At 64.0% G+C, this 18,133-nt stretch carries 14 protein-coding genes; 7 read left to right on the top strand and 7 right to left on the bottom strand.

What is annotated here, in order from left to right; genetic code table 11:
* Nucleotides 1–12 precede the first annotated feature (12 nt).
* Both MTX23_RS17955 and MTX23_RS17960 read right to left on the bottom strand, forming a co-directional pair.
* A complete protein-coding gene (locus tag MTX23_RS17955; RefSeq protein WP_280971553.1) occupies nt 13–1,200 on the bottom strand; it encodes an acyl-CoA dehydrogenase family protein in 1,188 nt (395 codons plus the stop codon).
* 11 nt (nt 1,201–1,211) lie between these two features.
* Entirely contained in the window at nt 1,212–2,621 is a 1,410-nt protein-coding gene (locus tag MTX23_RS17960; protein ID WP_280971554.1) for an MFS transporter, read from the bottom strand.
* Nucleotides 2,622–2,878: 257 nt separating this feature from the next.
* Between MTX23_RS17960 and MTX23_RS17965 the strand changes: the two genes are divergently transcribed.
* Nucleotides 2,879–3,130 carry a PilZ domain-containing protein gene (locus MTX23_RS17965; protein ID WP_280971555.1) on the top strand — a complete coding sequence of 84 codons (252 nt, stop codon included), beginning with the start codon at nt 2,879–2,881 and terminating at the stop codon, nt 3,128–3,130.
* Nucleotides 3,131–3,213: 83 nt separating this feature from the next.
* Nucleotides 3,214–3,945, top strand: coding sequence for an adenylate/guanylate cyclase domain-containing protein (locus tag MTX23_RS17970; protein ID WP_280971556.1), 732 nt, complete (start codon nt 3,214–3,216; stop codon nt 3,943–3,945).
* A gap of 140 nt (nt 3,946–4,085) precedes the next feature.
* Here the strand turns inward: MTX23_RS17970 and MTX23_RS17975 are convergent, their stop codons facing one another.
* Entirely contained in the window at nt 4,086–6,155 is a 2,070-nt protein-coding gene (locus tag MTX23_RS17975; protein WP_280971557.1) for an ATP-dependent helicase, read from the bottom strand.
* Nucleotides 6,156–6,266: 111 nt separating this feature from the next.
* Here MTX23_RS17975 and MTX23_RS17980 point away from each other — a divergent pair, with 111 nt between their 5' ends.
* Nucleotides 6,267–6,524, top strand: a complete 258-nt coding sequence (locus MTX23_RS17980; RefSeq protein ID WP_280971558.1) for a hypothetical protein — start codon at nt 6,267–6,269, stop codon at nt 6,522–6,524.
* A gap of 172 nt (nt 6,525–6,696) precedes the next feature.
* On the opposite strand, the gene MTX23_RS17985 is transcribed toward MTX23_RS17980, so the two are convergent.
* Together MTX23_RS17985 and MTX23_RS17990 are read right to left on the bottom strand one after the other, a co-directional pair.
* Nucleotides 6,697–6,951: a hypothetical protein gene (locus MTX23_RS17985; protein ID WP_280971559.1), complete on the bottom strand. Its 255-nt coding sequence runs from the start codon at nt 6,949–6,951 to the stop codon at nt 6,697–6,699.
* 76 nt (nt 6,952–7,027) lie between these two features.
* The gene (locus tag MTX23_RS17990; protein WP_280971560.1) at nt 7,028–7,222 is read right to left on the bottom strand and encodes a DUF3072 domain-containing protein; all 195 of its coding nucleotides are present in this window, start codon (nt 7,220–7,222) and stop codon (nt 7,028–7,030) included.
* A 52-nt stretch (nt 7,223–7,274) separates the two neighbouring features.
* Between MTX23_RS17990 and MTX23_RS17995 the strand changes: the two genes are divergently transcribed.
* The 4 genes from MTX23_RS17995 to MTX23_RS18010 all read left to right on the top strand — a co-directional run bounded on the left by MTX23_RS17995 (nt 7,275) and on the right by MTX23_RS18010 (nt 17,393).
* On the top strand, nt 7,275–7,595 hold the full coding sequence (locus tag MTX23_RS17995) for a hypothetical protein (RefSeq protein ID WP_280971561.1): 321 nt from the start codon (nt 7,275–7,277) through the stop codon (nt 7,593–7,595).
* Between the two features lie 545 nt (nt 7,596–8,140).
* Nucleotides 8,141–14,428, top strand: coding sequence for a HAMP domain-containing protein (locus tag MTX23_RS18000; RefSeq protein ID WP_280971562.1), 6,288 nt, complete (start codon nt 8,141–8,143; stop codon nt 14,426–14,428).
* 15 nt (nt 14,429–14,443) lie between these two features.
* Nucleotides 14,444–15,940 (top strand): HWE histidine kinase domain-containing protein, encoded by a 1,497-nt coding sequence (locus MTX23_RS18005; RefSeq protein WP_280978106.1) that lies wholly within the window; start codon nt 14,444–14,446, stop codon nt 15,938–15,940.
* Between the two features lie 169 nt (nt 15,941–16,109).
* Nucleotides 16,110–17,393: a sorbosone dehydrogenase family protein gene (locus MTX23_RS18010; RefSeq protein WP_280978107.1), complete on the top strand. Its 1,284-nt coding sequence runs from the start codon at nt 16,110–16,112 to the stop codon at nt 17,391–17,393.
* Between the two features lie 21 nt (nt 17,394–17,414).
* On the opposite strand, the gene MTX23_RS18015 is transcribed toward MTX23_RS18010, so the two are convergent.
* Both MTX23_RS18015 and MTX23_RS18020 read right to left on the bottom strand, forming a co-directional pair.
* On the bottom strand, nt 17,415–17,672 hold the full coding sequence (locus MTX23_RS18015) for a hypothetical protein (RefSeq protein WP_280978109.1): 258 nt from the start codon (nt 17,670–17,672) through the stop codon (nt 17,415–17,417).
* Nucleotides 17,673–17,921: 249 nt separating this feature from the next.
* Complete coding sequence (locus tag MTX23_RS18020; protein WP_280971563.1) at nt 17,922–18,089, bottom strand: hypothetical protein; 168 nt, start codon at nt 18,087–18,089, stop codon at nt 17,922–17,924.
* Nucleotides 18,090–18,133: the final 44 nt, after the last annotated feature.

Below are 18,133 nucleotides of genomic sequence, written 5' to 3' on the forward strand. Positions count from 1 at the left end.
TGAGAAATCGGGTTAGACGAAGGCGAGGTCCGCATCGGCGCCCAGCATCCAAGCGCCCACGGTCTCGAAATGGCTGAGCCGCCCCTGCAATTGCTGGGTCACGGTATGGATGTCGCGGAAGCGCCGTTCGAGTGGATGGCCCTCGAAGATCGCGGTGGCGCCGGCGGCGTTGTAGGCGAAGTCGACCGCCTCCCGCGCCTTGTGGATCGCATGCGTAGCCGCCATCCGGATGGTCATGCGTTGCGCCACCGTGATGGTGTGGCCGGCCACCAGATCCTTCCAGATATCGGCCATCGATTGCAGCAGGAACGCGCGGGCGGCGCGCAGGCTGACCTCGGCTTGCGCCAGGCCCGACTGCACCACGGCATTGTCGCGGATCGGGCTCTTCATGCCGCGCGGCACCTTGTTGCGGGCGACGTCGACGAAATTGTCGAGCGCGCTGCGGGCAATGCCGCAGGCGACGCCGGCGAAGCCGACTTGATAGCAGGTGTGCGCGCTCATCCGGTAGAGCGGACCGGTCTCACGGCATTCGCGGTCGAACTCGCGGGTGATCGAATGGTCCGAGCGGACGAAGAAATCATTCAGCGCGAACTGGTCGCTCGCGGTGCCGCGCAGGCCGACGGTGTTCCAAATGTCGGTCCACTCGACGTCTTCAGTCCGCACCAGCATGGTGCGCTCGACCTGCTCGCCATTGGCGTCCCTTTTGGGCGAGCCGTCGGCCGCGTAGATCGGGCAGTGGGCGCCGAGCCAGGTGGCGTGCCGGCCGCCGGAGGCGAACGACCAGACGCCCGTGACGCGGTAGCCGCCCTCGCATTCCACGGCTCTGACCTTTGGCCCCGGGCCCCAGGCGAGCACCGCGCGCGGATCGGCAAAGATCTCCTGTGCGACCGGCAGGTCGAGATAGGCCGCCGACATCGCGCAGCCGCCGGCCTGGCTCAGGCACCATGCCGTCGAGGCATCGGCCTTGGCGATGGTCTCGATGACGTGAAAGAAGGTGACGGGATCGGTCTCGATCCCGTCCGACGAGCGCGGCAGCAGCAGGCGGAACAGCCGTGCCTCATGCAGCCGGTCGAGCAAATCGGGCGGCAGCCGGCGTGTCATCTCGATGTTATCGGAGGCAGCCGCTACGTCCGCCCGGATTGCCTCGGCACAGGCGATCACGTCGCGATCGCCAACAAGATCGGCCGATATCACGCTCATGTCCGCCTCCCTCATCTGGCTTGCCGGATCGTCGCCGAGGCCGCGACGTCGGCCGTTGCGTTCAGCTCCTTGTCAATCTGCTCGATCGACTTGCCCCTGGTCTCCAGGCCGAAGACGTAATAGACGGCGCCCGCCATCAGGAACCAGCAGCCGAGATAGACGAAGGCGGTCGGGATCTGGGTCAGCGGCACGTCCGGCTTGAGGTAGTTGTTCGAGCCGACGATCAGGGCGAGGCCGACTGGCCCGATGATCTTGCCGATGCCGCCGAAGCCGTAGGCCGAGCCCATGCCCGTGGTGCGCAGGTGCGACGGCCAGACCTCCGCTGCGTAGGGTCCGACGATCGCAAAGCCGCCGTCGGCGAAGAAGAACGCGGCGGCCAGCAGCAGCCAGAAGGCCGACATGCCGAACAGCGCCGCATCATAGTGATAGCCGGCAATGATCGTCAGCGCGCCGGCGCCGAACCCGAGCAGGCCGCCCGCGATGCGTCGTCCCAACAGTTCAGAGAAATAGGAGAACGCGACGCGGCCGATGAAACCGGAGATGCTGAGCAGGACCATCATCTTGGCGGCTTCCTGCGGCGTGACCTTCAGGAGCAGCACGAACAGCGCGGGCGCCCAAAGCGTAATACCGTAGACGCCGGTCTGCGCGCCGGCATTGCCGAGCCAGGAGACGATCAGGCTGCGCGGATATTTGAACAGGTCGAGCCAACCCGTCTTGATGATCGGACCGGCGTCGGCCGCGGTCGGCAATGGCAGTTCCGATGGTTGTACCTGCAACGCCCAGGCAAGCGACTTGCGGGCTTCGTCATAGCGTCCTTGCCGGCACAGCCAGCGCGGCGATTCCGGAACCCAGAGCCGCACGAGCAGCACCAGGAGCGACGGCAGCACACCGATCGCGAACAACAGCCGCCACTGGTCGGTGCCCACGAACGCCCCCAGCACAGCACCAATTCCGACGCCGAGCGGGATCACGCAGGTGACGAGGCCGCCGACCCAGCCGCGCTTGTGCGAGGGCATGAACTCCTGCACCAGCGGCAGGTCGACACAATAGAGGCCGCCGACGCCGGTGCCGACGAAGAAGCGCAGGATCGTCAGATAGATCCAGCCATTGTCTGGTGTGAAATAGAGCAGCCCGGTCGCGATCGAGAAGTTCAGCACCGTGCCGATGAACACGACGCGGCGGCCGACCCGGTCGGCGAGCCAGCCCCAGAGAAAGGCGCCGATAATGGCGCCGATGCCTGAACTCATCAGCACCGTGGCGGACTGGCCGAAGGTGAGTTTCCACGGACCGATCAGGAAGGCGAGCACGAAGCCGATCAGAAAGTAGTCGAAGAATTCCAGGGCATCGCCGATGATAGCGGCGGCAAGGATCTTGATCTGGTTGCCGGTCAGAGTCGTCCGGCGATCGAGAATCTCGAACATGGCGTCTCCCCTTGGCGCCAGTTCTCGTTCAGGGCGGGCGTCGCGCCGTCGCACCGCCGATGCGGTGAGGCTATCCTTCCGCTGTCGCGAACGACAAGCCAGCGTTGGCGCGGGGCTCGTCTGCGCTCAGGCGATACGCATTCCGCGTGTTGCTGCGCACAAATGGCGGTGCGGAAACTCGATGTGATGGCGTCGGGCCGTTGACTAATTCTGTGCCGATCGCCAAGGCTCTGAGTGGATGGTCGAGGCCAAGCCGGATGGACGAAAAGCGCAAACATCCGCGAACGGAAGTCAACGAGCCCGCCTATGTTTCGTCGGGCGGTTCGGTCATGCATTGCGTGATCGTGAACATCTCGCCTGAGGGAGCGGCCATCGAAGTCGAGAACCCGGCCTACGTCCCGCATCGCTTTCGGCTGGTGTTGGCCAACGATGCCTCGGTGGTCTACGAGTGCCAGGTGATCTGGAGCAAGAAAACGCGGATCGGCGTGAGTTTCGTGGCGATCGCCTGAACGGCGATCGGCAAATGGCTGCCAGGACGCCGATAAAGGTGCTAAGCTGATCCGGTCTTATGGCGGGAAGAGCAGGTGCGTCAATGACTCCGGAGCCTGCATCAGTCTGTCTCGGCTGCTGGCAGAACCTGCACATGCCGATCCCGCTGCGCGGACCGTTATCGGCACCGTTCCGGCTGTTCGGCATCAAGCCGAGCCGCATGAACCCGAACACCTGCACGATCTGCGAGATGGCGTTCTCGAAGATCATGAAGGCACGCGCGGTCACCATCGACGCCACGATCATGTTCGCCGATCTGCGCGGCTACACTGCGCTCACGCAAACCATCGCGCAGAACGGGCTGACGCAGTTGCTGGACGCGTTCTACGACGATTGTGCCGCCGCGATCTGGCGCTATGACGGCATCCTCAACAAGACCATTGGCGACGCCGTGTTTGCGATCTTCAATTTTCCGGTTCGGCGGGAAGACCACGCTGTGCAGGCGCTACAGGCCGCCCGTGAGATCCAGCAAAGCTTTGGCCGCCGGCGCGCCGAACTGGCTCGCTCCATCGGTGCGGGTGATGTCGAGATCGGAATAGGGATCGGGATCGACAGCGGCGAGACCAACTTCGGGGAGTTCGGCCAGAGTCACCGCGACCTGACGGCCGTTGGTACCGTCGTCAATCGCGCGGCGCGTGCGCAGGCGGTGGCACGATCTGGCGAGATTCTGGTCACCAAGGCCGTGCATGACCGCACCCGCGGGATGGTCACGGCCGACGGTTCGGACCATCTCCTCAAGGGCTTTGATCAACCGGTGACGTTGTTTCCGGCGTGAAGCAACAAAACGACGGCCTCGGCGCGTCCTCAGGACTACGCGTCGAAGCCATCGGGAATGGTCGTGTGCCGATTACGAACAGCGCATCAATGCGATGGCTGCCGCGTTCGTTCCGTCCCTCCTGAAACTCTCTTGGGGCGTCAGCGCCACATTCCGCGCATCCTGGCGCGGATATCGATCGCCGGGGCACGGTTTACCGAGGAAGGTTCCGCGGCGGCTGCGCGAGGCCAGGTGGTCCGTTCGAACATCGGCAGCAGCTTCTCCGGGATGAACCGGGTGCGCGAGGCGTACATGTGGCGATCGCCCTTGGCGGCCTGGCTGTGCACGAAGAAGCGCTGTGGCACCAGGAGGTGGAGATCATCCTTGGCGCGGGTCATCGCGACGTAGAGCAGCCGGCGTTCTTCCTCGAGTTCCGCCGATGTACCGGCGCCGAGGTCGGACGGCATGCAGCCGTCGACGACGTTGAGCACGTAAACGGACTTCCACTCCTGGCCCTTGGCCGAATGGATCGTCGACAGGATCAGGTAATCCTCGTCCAGCAGCGGCACACCGGCCTGGTCGCTGGTCGCATCCGGCGGGTCGAGCGTCAGCTCGGTGAGGAATCGTTCGCGGGATGGATAGCCCGCCGCAATCTGCTCGAGCTGGATCAGGTCGGCGCGGCGGACCTCGCTGTCTTCGTGAAGGCGGTCGAGATGCGGCTCGTACCACAGGCGCGCACGCTCGATGTCGACCGGCCATTCCGAGTAGCGCAGGTTCTCGACCGCCTCGACGAACAGCCGCCAGTCCGCGCCTGCCCGTGGCGGCGAGGGCAGTGTGGCAAGCGCGGCAATCGGATCCGCGGCCTCCGCCATGCGGTCGAGCACACGCTGCGCCGAGGCTGGCCCGACGCCGGGCAACAGGTGCAGGATGCGAAAGCCCGCAACACGGTCGCGCGGGTTCGCGACGAAGCGCAATAGCGCCAGCATGTCCTTGACATGAGCGGCGTCGAGGAATTTGAGGCCGCCGAATTTCACGAACGGAATGTTGCGGCGAGTGAGTTCGACCTCGAGCGGCCCACTATGCGAGGAGGTCCGAAACAGCACGGCTTGTTGTTTCAAGAGCGCGCCTTCCTCGCGGGTGGCCAGCACCTGCTCGACGATGTAGCGGGCCTGGTCGGCCTCGTCGCGGATCGTGACGAGCAGCGGCTTGCGCGTCGAGGTCCGTTCGGTCCACAGGTTCTTCGTGAAGCGCTCCTTCGCAAGCGAGATCACGCCATTGGCCGCCGAGAGGATCGGCTGGGTCGAGCGATAGTTGCGGTCGAGCGTGACGATCTCGGCTGCCGGGCTGAACTGGCCCGGAAAATCGAGGATGTTGCGCACGGTCGCGGCGCGGAAGGAATAGATCGACTGCGCGTCGTCACCAACGACGGTCAACCCGCGGCCGGCCGGCTTGAGCGCCAGCAGGATCGAGGACTGCAGGCGGTTGGTGTCCTGATATTCGTCGACCATCACGTGGTCGAAGCGGTTGCCGATCTCGTCCGCCAGGGTTGGCTCCGTGACCATCTGCGCCCAGTAGAGCAGGAGGTCGTCGTAATCGAGCACGTTCTGCTGCTGCTTGGTCTCGACATAGGCCGCGAACAGTTGCTTCAGTTCGTCGGCCCAGCCTGAGCACCAGGGGAAGAACTGGCCGAGCACCGCCTCGATCGGCATCTCCGCGTTCACGCAGCGCGAATAGATGGCGAGGCAGGTGCCCTTGGTGGGAAACCGGCTCTCTGTCCTGGAAAAGCCGAGGTCGTGGCGGACCAGGTTCATCAGGTCGGCGGAATCCTCGCGGTCGTGGATCGTGAATGCGGGATCGAGCCAGATGCGCTCGGAGAACTCGCGCAGGAGGCGTGCGCCGATGCCGTGAAATGTGCCGGCCCAGCTCAGCGCATCCGTCATTACCGAGGCCCGGTCGCCGAGAACGCGGCGCGCGATGCGCTCGACGCGGACGGCCATCTCGGCGGCGGCGCGCCGCGAGAACGTCATCAGCAGGATTCGGCGCGGGTCGGCGCCGGCAACGATCAGATGCGCCACGCGGTGGGCGAGGGTGTTGGTCTTGCCCGAACCGGCGCCAGCGATCACCAGCAGCGGCGGCCCGATGGTTCCATCAGTCCCGACGCCGTGCTCGACGGCGCGGCGCTGCTCGGGATTGAGCGCATCCAGATAGGTTGTGTTGGCAAGATCAGGCACGAATCACCCCCCGCCCGACGCTAACAGACATCGCGACGATTGGGGCCAATGTGGCAGTCTGGAGCGAAGAAATTAGATTGACATTGGCGCGGCAGATTGCACAACCGCGCCATGGGTGATCCGTCCAAATCCGATACGCCGCTCAAGGCAACATTCAAGGTGAGGCTGAACGGCGAGACGGTGACGCTTGCGACGGTCGGCCAAGCCTATCGCTTCATCACCAATCTCAACTCCGTCGAATGGATGGAATTCCGCTCGCTGCACGATGATGCCGTCGTTGCGCTGGAGAAGGCGGCCGGCAATGCGATGCTCACGGTGCAGGCAACCAACGCGCTGCGCGCGCTGTTTGTCCGCGCCAAAATGCTCTGACAGTCCTGCGGGTGCCCAAAAGAATGAGCCGCCCTCCGAGGCGGCTCCAGATGGCGGCTGAAGCGCGATCAGCGTCAAGCCGTGGTGTGTACCGCCGTTACCTTGTTTGCGGCCATAACGGAAATGCCATTACGAAACCGCAGTTGATTCGGCTGTAGCAGCAACACCACAGTCAGTGACCAGTGTCCTCGACAAGGCGGTCATACGCCAGAGCCGACCGGAGATTCACGGTTGCGGTCCGCAGGTAGCGCGGTTCGCGCATCGCGTTGTTGAACATCATGATCACCATTTTCCAATGCGGGCGTTCACGTTGATCCAAATTCAGCTTGGACAGGTAGTCCGCAGCGTCACCGACGGTCTCGAGAATCCGGCCATCTTTCAACGCGATTGGGAACGCGAGCGGCGATCGCTTCTCAAGTTCCAGCACGCGAGGCTCTCCAGGCAGACGATAACGACGGGAACAGCTCTAGCTGCGCCGCCCGGTGCCGCCAAGGGCAGGCGGCTCAGAAGGAGTCCGCCAGTGCGATTTCCGCCTTCAGGGCATTGATGCGCCGCTCGGCTTCCTCGAAAGTCAGGTCACGTGCGTACTGCTTCGGCTGGTAGGCCTCCTCCGCGAGGCTCCTCAGCCGGACCGCCTGGGCGCGGGTCATCTGTCCGCCGGCGCGCTCCGCAACCCCACCAAATCTCAGTGCTGCCATGCCCATATTTCACCTCGCTGGCCGTCTCGTGACTTGACAATATGTTCTATTTTTGTTCCAAGAGGCCATGGACAACAAGATTAATGAAATTCGTCGCAAGATCAGCGCGTTGCGGACCGAAATGACTCTGGTCGAAGCCGCGATCCGGGAGCAGGTCAATCGTGACCTCGACTGCAGCGAGGCGTCATATCGGCTGATGGCGATGCGGGCCGAGGTGGCTGAGTTGATCGTCCGTTGGAAGGCCGCCGGCGGCGGCGATCATCTGCCGACGGTTCGCGAGCGTTTGAGCCGGAGCCACGGGGATCGCCCTGCGGTGAGGACGAAGCTCGACAAGGGTAAACCCAGACCCGGCCATCTCAACGTCCGGGCCTGATCCGCGCGACTATACCGAGAGGGCTGCATCGGCCCTGCCGGCCCGAAAGAGGTTTCGGGCCGGGAACCGACGCGCGGGATAGGCATTTTCTCGTGGTGACGAGAAATGCCATTGCATTGTCCAGCGCAATGATCGCCGATCCGACCGCGCCACCGCGGGCATCGATGAATGACGATCGGAGTCCGCTCCTGACACTGATCTCCTGCATCAGCTGCAGCAAGACAATGCGGCTTGAGACTAGCTATCCCGACAGTCGGGGCAAGGACATCCTCCAATATCGCTGCAGCAGATGCGGCAGGATCGAGCGGGTTCGATTGATCCGGCGCACGTGGCCAGCCCGCTGCTAACCGTCACCGCAAGCAGGAAAAGTTCCCCGTCGGAGGAACTTTATTTTTCGATTGCGATTAACAGGGCTTGGTTCAATTTCTTTAGCAAGATCGGTCATCACAGTCTTCTCGCTTGATTAGACCACAGGCAGTCATTCTTATGGTTTCGCTGGCTCGTGCGAGTCTTCGGATTTGCATCCAGCGCTCAGGGGAAATTCCATGACCGATCTCGGTTCCGCATCACGTCCCCGTACCGAAGGTCGCCGCACCAAATCAACAAACGAGATCGCCTCCTCGCAGGATCTGCTCCAGTCGCTGCAGGCGATGCGTGCCGGCGATTTCTCGGTTCGGATGCGCGGCGACTATCTCGGTATCGAAGGCAAGATCGCCGACGCGTTCAACGAAATCGCTGCAGCGAACGAGCGGATGGCGCAGCAGCTGGCGCGCGTCGGTCAGGTCGTCGGTCGTGAGGGACAGACCCGCCAGCGCGTCAATTTCGGGCTTCCCAGCGGCTCCTGGGCCGACATGGAGAGCTCGGTCAACACCCTGATTGACGATCTCCTGTGGCCAACCCGCGAGGTCACGCGCGCGGTCGCCGCAGTGGCGCAGGGCGACCTGCTGCAGACCGTGCAGCTCGACGTCGAGGGCAGGCCGCTGCGCGGCGAATTCCTGCAATCGGCGAACATCGTCAATACGATGATCAAGCAGCTCTCGGTGTTTACCTCCGAGGTCACTCGCGTGGCCCGTGAGGTCGGCACCGAGGGCAAGCTCGGCGGCCAGGCCCAGGTCCCTGAGGTGACCGGCGTCTGGAAGGACCTGACCGAGAGCGTCAACTCGATGGCCAACAACCTGACCGGCCAGGTCCGTAACATCGCCGAAGTGACGATCGCGGTCGCCAATGGCGACCTGTCCAAGAAGATCACGGTCGACGTTCGCGGTGAGATCCTGCAATTGAAGGAGGCCATCAACACGATGGTCGATCAGCTCCGCTCCTTCGCTTCCGAAGTGACGCGCGTGGCGCGCGAGGTCGGCACCGACGGCAAGCTCGGCGGCCAGGCGATCGTGCCCGGCGTCGCCGGAACCTGGAAGGACTTGACCGACTCCGTGAACGCGATGTGCGGCAACTTGACCGCCCAGGTGCGCAACATCGCCAACGTGACCACGGCGGTGGCGCGCGGCGACCTGTCGCGCAAGATCACGGTCGACGTCAGCGGCGAAATTCTGGAACTGAAGGACACCATCAACACGATGGTGGACCAGCTCAACTCGTTCGCCTCCGAAGTGACGCGCGTGGCACGCGAGGTCGGCACCGAAGGCAAGCTCGGCGGTCAGGCCCAGGTGCCCGGCGTCGCCGGCACGTGGAAGGACCTCACCGACAACGTCAACTTCATGGCGTCGAACCTGACCGCGCAGGTTCGCAACATCGCCGACGTCGCGACCGCGATCGCAGGCGGCGACCTCTCGAAGAAAATCACGGTGAACGTGTCGGGCGAAATCCTTCAGCTGAAGGAAACGCTCAACACGATGGTGGACCAGCTCAATGCCTTCGCCTCCGAGGTGACGCGCGTGGCGCGCGAGGTCGGCACCGAAGGCAAGCTCGGCGGTCAGGCCAACGTGCTGGGCGTGGCCGGCACCTGGAAGGACCTGACCGAGAGCGTCAACTCGATGGCGTCGAACTTGACCGCCCAGGTCCGCAACATCGCCGCGGTGACGACTGCGGTCGCCGGCGGCGATCTGTCGAAGAAGATCACGGTCGACGTACGCGGCGAAATCCTCGAGCTGAAGGACACCATCAACACGATGGTGGACCAGCTCAACGCCTTCGCAGGCGAGGTGACGCGTGTGGCGCGCGAAGTCGGCACCGAAGGCAAGCTCGGCGGCCAGGCCGAGGTGCGAGGCGTCGCCGGCACCTGGAAGGATCTGACCGACGGCGTCAACTCGATGGCGTCGAACCTGACCGCCCAGGTTCGCAACATCGCGGAGGTCGCGACCGCGGTGGCGAAGGGCGACCTGTCGAAGAAGATCACGGTGAACGTATCGGGCGAAATCCTCCAGCTGAAGGAAACGCTCAACACGATGGTCGACCAGCTCAACGCCTTCGCGGGCGAGGTGACGCGCGTGGCGCGCGAGGTCGGCACTGACGGCAAGCTCGGCGGCCAGGCCGAGGTGCCCGGCGTCGCCGGCACCTGGAAGGATCTGACCGACAGCGTCAACTCGATGGCGGGCAATCTCACCGCGCAGGTCCGCAATATCGCGGAGGTGGCGACCGCGATTGCCGGCGGCGACCTGTCACGCAAGATCACGGTCGACGTGCGCGGCGAGATCCTTCAGCTGAAGGAAACGCTGAACACCATGGTCGACCAGCTCAACCGCTTCGCCGGTGAGGTGACACGCGTGGCACGCGAGGTCGGCACCGAAGGCAGCCTGGGCGGCCAGGCCAACGTGCCCGGCGTGGCCGGCACTTGGAAGGATCTGACCGACAGCGTCAACTCGATGGCCGGCAACCTCACGGCGCAGGTCCGCAACATCGCGGAAGTGACCACGGCGGTTGCGCGCGGCGACCTGTCGCGCAAGATCACGGTCGACGTGAAGGGTGAAATCCTCGAGCTGAAGAACACCATCAACACGATGGTCGACCAGCTCAACGCCTTCGCCGGCGAGGTGACGCGCGTGGCGCGCGAGGTCGGCACCGAGGGCAAGCTTGGCGGCCAGGCCGAGGTGTCCGGCGTCGCCGGCACCTGGAAAGATCTAACCGACAACGTCAACTTCATGGCGTCGAACCTGACCGCGCAGGTCCGCAACATCGCCGAGGTCGCGACCGCGATCGCCGGCGGCGACCTGTCGAAGAAGATCACCGTGGACGTGCGCGGCGAGATCCTGCTGCTCAAGGACACCCTGAACACGATGGTCGAGCAGCTGCGCTCGTTCGCGGCCGAAGTGACGCGCGTCGCGCGCGAGGTCGGCACCGAGGGGCGGCTGGGCGGTCAGGCCGTGGTGCCCGGCGTCGGCGGCACCTGGAAAGACCTGACCGACAACGTCAACCTGTTGGCGGCGAACCTGACCACGCAGGTCCGCAACATCGCGGAAGTGACCACGGCGGTTGCGCGCGGCGACCTGTCGCGCAAGATCACGGTCGACGTGAAGGGTGAAATCCTCGAGCTGAAGAACACCATCAACACGATGGTCGACCAGCTCAACGCCTTCGCCGGAGAAGTGACGCGCGTGGCGCGCGAAGTCGGCACCGAAGGCAAGCTCGGTGGCCAGGCCGAGGTGCGCGGCGTGGCCGGTACCTGGAAGGACCTGACCGACACCGTCAACGTCATGGCGGCGAACCTGACCGAGCAGGTGCGCGGCATCGTCAAGGTGGTGACCGCGGTCGCCGACGGCGACCTGAAGCAGAACCTGACGGTGAAGTCGAAGGGTGAGGTGGCGGCGCTCGCCGACACCATCAACAACATGACGGAGACGCTCGCGACGTTCGCCGAACAGGTCACCAGCGTGGCGCGCGAAGTGGGCGTCGAGGGACGGCTGGGCGGTCAGGCCAACGTGCCCGGCGCGGCCGGCACCTGGAAGGACCTGACCGGCAACGTCAACCTGCTCGCGGCCAATCTGACCTCCCAGGTGCGTGCAATCGCAGAAGTGGCGACTGCCGTGACCAAGGGCGACCTGACGCGCTCGATCCAGGTCGACGTCCGCGGCGAGGTGGCCGAGCTGAAGGACAACATCAACACGATGATCGGCAACCTCCGTCTGACGACGGAGCGCAACACCGAGCAGGACTGGTTGAAGACCAACCTGGCGCGCTTCACCAACATGCTGCAGGGCCAGCGCGACCTCGCGACCGTCGGCCGCCTGCTGCTGACCGAGCTGGCGCCGCTGATCAACGCGCATATCGGCGTGATCTACCAGGTCGACAATCCCGAGAACCCGCAGCTACGGCTCTTGTCGGCCTACGCTAGCGACAGCACCAATCCGCATCCGCAGATCATCCAGTTCGGCGAGGGACTGATCGGCCAATGCGCGCTCGACAAGCGCCAGCGCCTCGTGTCGGACATTCCCGGCGACGCGGTGCCGGTCAATTCCGCCCTGATGCGGATCATGCCGAGGAACCTGGTCGTATTCCCGGTGCTGTTCGAGAACCAGGTCAAAGCCGTGATCGAGTTGTCCTCGATCTCGTCCTTCACCACGTCGCAGATCACCTTCCTCGAGCAGTTGACCGACAGCATCGGCATCGTGCTCAACAGCATCGAGGCGACGATGCAGACCGAGGCGCTGCTCAAGCAATCGCAGCAGCTCGCGGCGGAGCTCCAGACTCAGCAGAAGGAACTGCAGCAGACCAACGATCAGCTCGAGCAGAAGGCCCAGCAGCTCGCCGAGCGCAACGTCGACGTCGAGCGCAAGAACCAGGAAATCGAGCAGGCGCGCCGCGCGCTGGAAGAGAAGGCGACCGAGCTGTCCCTGACCTCGAAGTACAAGTCCGAATTCCTTGCCAACATGTCGCACGAGTTGCGGACGCCGCTGAACTCGATCCTGATCCTTGGCCAGCAGCTCACCGAAAACCCCGACGGCAATCTGACCGGCAAGCAGGTGGAATTCGCGCGCACCATTCATGGCGCCGGCACCGATCTCTTGAACCTGATCAGCGACATCCTCGACCTCTCCAAGATCGAGTCGGGCACGGTGACAGTCGAGGCCGAGGAGATTCTGACGTCGAGCCTGCTCGAGACCGTCGGCCGGCCGTTCCGGCACGAGGCGGAGAATCGGCATCTCTCCTTCAGCATCGACGTGGACGCCAACCTCGCGCGCAGCATGGTCACCGACTCCAAGCGGCTGCAGCAGGTACTCAAGAACCTGCTCTCGAACGCATTCAAGTTCACTGCGGAAGGCGGCGTGAGCCTGACCGTATCGGCCGCCGTCGGCGGCTGGAGCGTCGAACATCCGATCCTCAACACGGCGCCCGCCGTGGTCGCATTCGAAGTGTCGGATACCGGCATCGGCATTCCTCAGGACAAGCAGAAGCTGATCTTCGAGGCGTTCCAGCAGGCCGATGCCGGCACCAGCCGCAAATACGGCGGCACCGGTTTAGGCCTTGCCATCAGTCGCGAGCTCGCAAGCCTGCTCGGCGGCGAGATCCATTTGCGCAGCGCGCCCGGCAAGGGCTCGACGTTCACGCTCTATCTGCCGCTGAAATATTCGGGGCCAAGCACTGCGCTTCGGCCGCGGGCGCAGGCCGCGCTGATGCCGCCCGCGCTGACGCCAGCGCTGCAGGTCTCGTCCGCGCAGGAGCGTACGATCGAGCAGTTGCCGGACGATCGGCTCAATCTCGAACCCGGGGACACCATCCTTCTGATCGTCGAGGACGACCCGCACTACGCGCGCGTGCTGATCGACCTGGCACGCGACAAGGGCTTCAAGGTCCTGGTCGCAAGCCGTGGCGCCGAAGCGCTTGAGCTCGCCAAGCAATACCAGCCGGCTGCGGTCTCGCTCGATGTGTTCTTGCCGGACATGCTCGGCTGGACCGTGCTGAGCCAGCTCAAGCACAATCCGCTGACCCGGCACATTCCGGTGCAGATCATCACCCTCGACGAGGACCGGCAGCATGCGCTGGCCCGTGGCGCTTTCTCCTTCGTCAACAAGCCGACCACGACCGAAGGCGTCAGCGCCGCACTCTCGCTAATCAAGGAATACGCCAAGCCGCGCCGCAAGCGCCTGCTGATCGTCGAAGACGATGCCGCCGAACAGCTCAGCATCACGGAGTTGCTCGGGCACGAAGATATCGAAATCGTGACCAGCGATACCGGGGCAGGGGCGTTGTCGACGCTGCGGGAAAATCCGTGCGACTGCGTCGTGCTCGACCTGCGATTGCCCGATATGAGCGGCTTCGATGTGCTCGACCAGATCCGCAAGGACGACAGGCTCTCGAACGTTCCGATCGTCGTGTTCACGGGACGGGAACTCTCGGCCGAGGAGGACGCGGAACTTCACACGATGGCGCGAAGCATCGTCGTCAAGGGCGTGGAATCGCCCGAACGGCTGCTCGATGAAACGTCACTGTTCCTGCACCGTGTGATCACGGAATTGCCGGCCGCCAAACAGAAGATGCTCGAAAAGCTCAATAGCTCCGATGAGGATCTTATTGGCAAGACGGCGCTGCTGGTCGACGACGACGCCCGCAACATCTTCGCGCTTTCGAGCGTGCTCGAGCGGCGCGGTATGAAGGTGCTGACTGCGACAACAGGTCACGAAGCGATCTCGCTGGTTGAGTCGAATCCGAAGATCGCGATCGTGCTCATGGACATCATGATGCCGCAGATGGACGGTTACCAGACCATCGGTGCGATCAGACGAGACCCCGCCTTCGCGCGGCTGCCGATCATTGCGCTGACGGCGAAGGCGATGAAGGGGGACCGCGAGAAATGCCTGGAGGCAGGCGCGTCCGACTATCTGGCAAAACCCGTCAACACCGAACAACTGCTGCTCGCGATCCGCATGTGGTTGCACCGCTGATCGGCGCTCGAAATGATGGACCATGAAAAGATAAACATTCTTCTGGTCGATGATCAGCCGGCGAAGCTGCTGGCTTACGAGGTCATCCTGAGGGAGCTTGGCGAGAATCTCGTCGCGGTGTCGTCCGGCCGCGAGGCGCTTGAATTCCTGCTCAAGAACGAGGTCGCGGTCATTCTGGTCGACGTCTGCATGCCCGAGCTCGACGGCTTCGAGCTCGCGGCGATGATCCGCGAGCATCCCCGCTTCCAGAAGACCGCGATGATCTTCATCTCGGCGATCCAGGTCAGCGATATCGACCGGCTTCGCGGCTACGAGATGGGCGCCGTCGACTACGTGCCGGTACCTGTCGTGCCCGAGGTGCTGCGGGCAAAGATCCGCGTGTTCGCCGAGCTCTACCGCAAGACGCGGCAGCTCGAGCGCCTCAATGCCGAGCTTGAGGATCGCGTGCGCGCACGTACCGCGGAGCTGGAGCAGTCGACGGCGCGGCTGGTCGAAAGCGAGCAGCGCCGCAGCATGGCAATTGCTGCGGGCAAGATGGGGTCATGGGATTGGGATTGGGTGAACGGCGACTGGATGTGGGACGAGGGGCAGTACAAGATATTCGGCGTCGATCCGAAATCCTTCGAGCTCACCTCCGAGAATATCCAGGGCCTTTTTCACCCCGAGGACGTCGAAGAACTTCGGCAAGCCTGGGCCAGCTTCGGTAAGGGCCAGACGTCATATGAAGCCGAATTCCGGATCCTGCGGCCCGACGGCGAAGTGCGCTGGTGCGTCGGCACCGCAGCAGCCACCAGCGACAGGTACGGCAGGGTGGTGCGGGTCAGCGGTGTCACCGTCGACATCACCGACCGCAAGCGAGCCGAGGAACGCCAGAGTCTCCTGACCCGTGAGGTCGATCACCGCGCCAAGAACGCGCTCGCGCTGGCGCAATCGATCGTACGGCTGACGCGCGCACAGAATGTCAGCGCCTATGTGCGCGCGGTCGAGGGGCGCATCACCGCGCTCGCCCGGGTCCATACGGTGCTGTCGCTGTCGAGCTGGCAGGGGGCTGAAATCCGGCGGCTGGTGACCGAGGAGATCGCGCCCTATTCCGAAGCCGGGCAGATCCAGATCGAAGGAAGCGAGGTGCAGTTGCAGCCTGCGACCGCGCAGACACTGGCATTGGCGCTCCATGAACTCGTCACCAACTCGGCCAAATATGGCAGCCTGTCGGTGCTGTCGGGCCGGCTCGCGATCACCTGGGAAGTGCAGGATGACACGCTGATCCTGGCGTGGGTGGAATCCGGCGGGCCCAAAGTGACGAAGCCAAAGCAGAAGGGGTTCGGGACCCGCAGCGTCATCGCCAGTATCGAGACCCAGCTTGGCGGACGGGCTGATTTTGACTGGCGGGCAGAGGGCCTGATCTGTCGCCTGACCGTTCCGCTACGATCGGTCTTCTCGTCCGAGTCTCAGACTTTTCGCGAAGTGCCGGCGCAGGAGCACAAATCGGCCGTACAGTCTCAGGTCGGTTAAACCAACATCCAAGAGATTGTGAGATGAGGTGGCGCGGCTGTTCAGCTAGATATCGTCAGCGCGTGCGATCGCGTCCGTTTCAATGATCGTGCGGCAGGAACAATCGATGTTGAACAAACAGCATGCGCTCGTTGCAGGCCTTTCCGCCACCTGCCTGATTGCAACGACAATGGTGGCGTGGACCGAGCCGACTGTGCTGAGGGGCGCCGACGCGTTTGGCGACTGGCGGAGCGACAAGCCAGGCACCATCCGATTGATCAGGCCGCAGGATCTGCCCAAGCCGGGTGCGACGGCGTCGGCCAGCAACATGTCGCGCATCGTGCCGCGCCCCGCATCCGCGGTGCCCCGCGTCCCGGCGGGCTTCAAGATCGAGCTGTTCGCCAGCGGCTTGAGCGGGCCGAGGATTATCCGGACCGCACCCAATGGCGATATCTTCGTCGTCGAGACCAGAGCCGGCCGTATCCGCATCCTGCGCAGCGATGCAGGCGCCGCAAAACCTGCAACCAACGAAGTTTACGCGAGCGGTCTGAACAGGCCGTTCGGCATCGCGTTCTTCCCGAACGGCGACACCCCGCAATGGCTCTATGTCGCCAACACCGACAGCGTCGTGCGCTTCGCTTACCGGAATGGCGACCTCAAGGCTTCAGACGAACCTGAGACGATCGTCGCCAGCCTTCCGCACGGCTACGGCCACTCCACGCGCGACATCGTGTTTACGCCCGACGACAAGCGGATGCTGGTGTCGGTCGGCTCCGCCGGTAACGCGGGCGAGGGGCTCGGTCAGCCGCCTGGAGGCATCGAAGCCTGGAGCCGCGACCGCGCGCTCGGTGCAGCCTGGGGTTCAGAGACCGATCGCGCCGCCGTGCTCGCCTTCGATCCCAACGGCAAGAACAGAAAGCTGTTCGCCACCGGTCTCCGCAACTGTGTGGGCCTCGCGATCCAGCCCAGAACAGGCACGCCATGGTGTTCGACCAACGAGCGCGACGGCCGCGGCGATAACCTCGTGCCCGACTATGTGACGCGGATCCGCGAAGGCGCGTTCTATGGATGGCCGTGGTTCTATCTCGGCGCCAACGAAGATCCGGCTCATGCCGGGCAACGTCCGGACCTTAAGGACAAGGTGACGATCCCCGACGTCCTGCTTCAGGCACACTCCGCCTCGCTCGGCATGACGTTCTACAGCGGCAGCGACTTCCCGCCTGAGTACCGCGGCGACGCCTTCGCAGCCGAACACGGCTCATGGAATCGGGCGAAGCGGACCGGCTACAAGGTCGTGCGCATCAGGCTGAAGGACGGCGTGCCGACCGGCGAGTACGAGGATTTCGTCGCCGGCTTTGTCGTCGGCGATAAGGAGGTCTGGGGCCGTCCGGTCGGCGTCACCGTGGCGCGCGACGGCGCGCTGCTTGTCTCGGAAGACGGCAACGGCACAATCTGGCGGATCACGCACGACTAGCCGGCGAGCGCGGCGGCGCGCCTAGCCTTGACCGTCCTTGAGGCCGAACTCCTCATAGATCGTCAGGGGATCGGTGTCGGGAAACAGCCTGCACTTGGCCTGCGCAAGATGCAGGGTGACCGCGCCAGGTTCGCACTTGGCGGTCAGGAGCTTCCGAACATCCTCCATGTGCGCGCGCGGCTGATGTTTCGACGGAAGCTGCTCAAGCGCGATAAGCGCCGTGGCCAGGGCCTCGGTAACCACCCAATCGTCGTGTCCGGTAATTCCCTTTCGCGGCATCGCCACACCTCCGTGCACCGGCGCGCGACATTTTAACGCAAAACGGGTGGGTGCTGTCATCAGCCATCATGGTCCGAGCCGCGGGAATCTTGGATCGGGATATGCCGCCACAGGAACCCGCCATGGCTGGCCGCGGGGCAATCGGCTGCGTGGTTTCTGGGAGACGGTGATGCGCTTGCCGCGACCGACCTGCAGATCGCAAAACTCGCCGCGGCCGAGCCGGACCAAATGGCGCAAGGGCGCCAGCAATTACGCCGCCGCGGCGCTCGCACTGGTCAGCGATACACTCAAAATCCGCCACTTCGATATGTCGAAGAAGTAGGCCGCCCTGATGCGCGCGGACGCGGGATCCGGCGCCTGAATCACCGTATGGAATTTCCGCGTGCCATCGCTCAGCGAAATCCGGAATGTCTGCATCGGTCCTCCACGACCGAATGCTGCGGCAGTAAGGGTTAATGTTC

Source organism: Bradyrhizobium sp. ISRA436 (assembly GCF_029910015.1).
Taxonomy (GTDB): Bacteria; Pseudomonadota; Alphaproteobacteria; order Rhizobiales; family Xanthobacteraceae; genus Bradyrhizobium.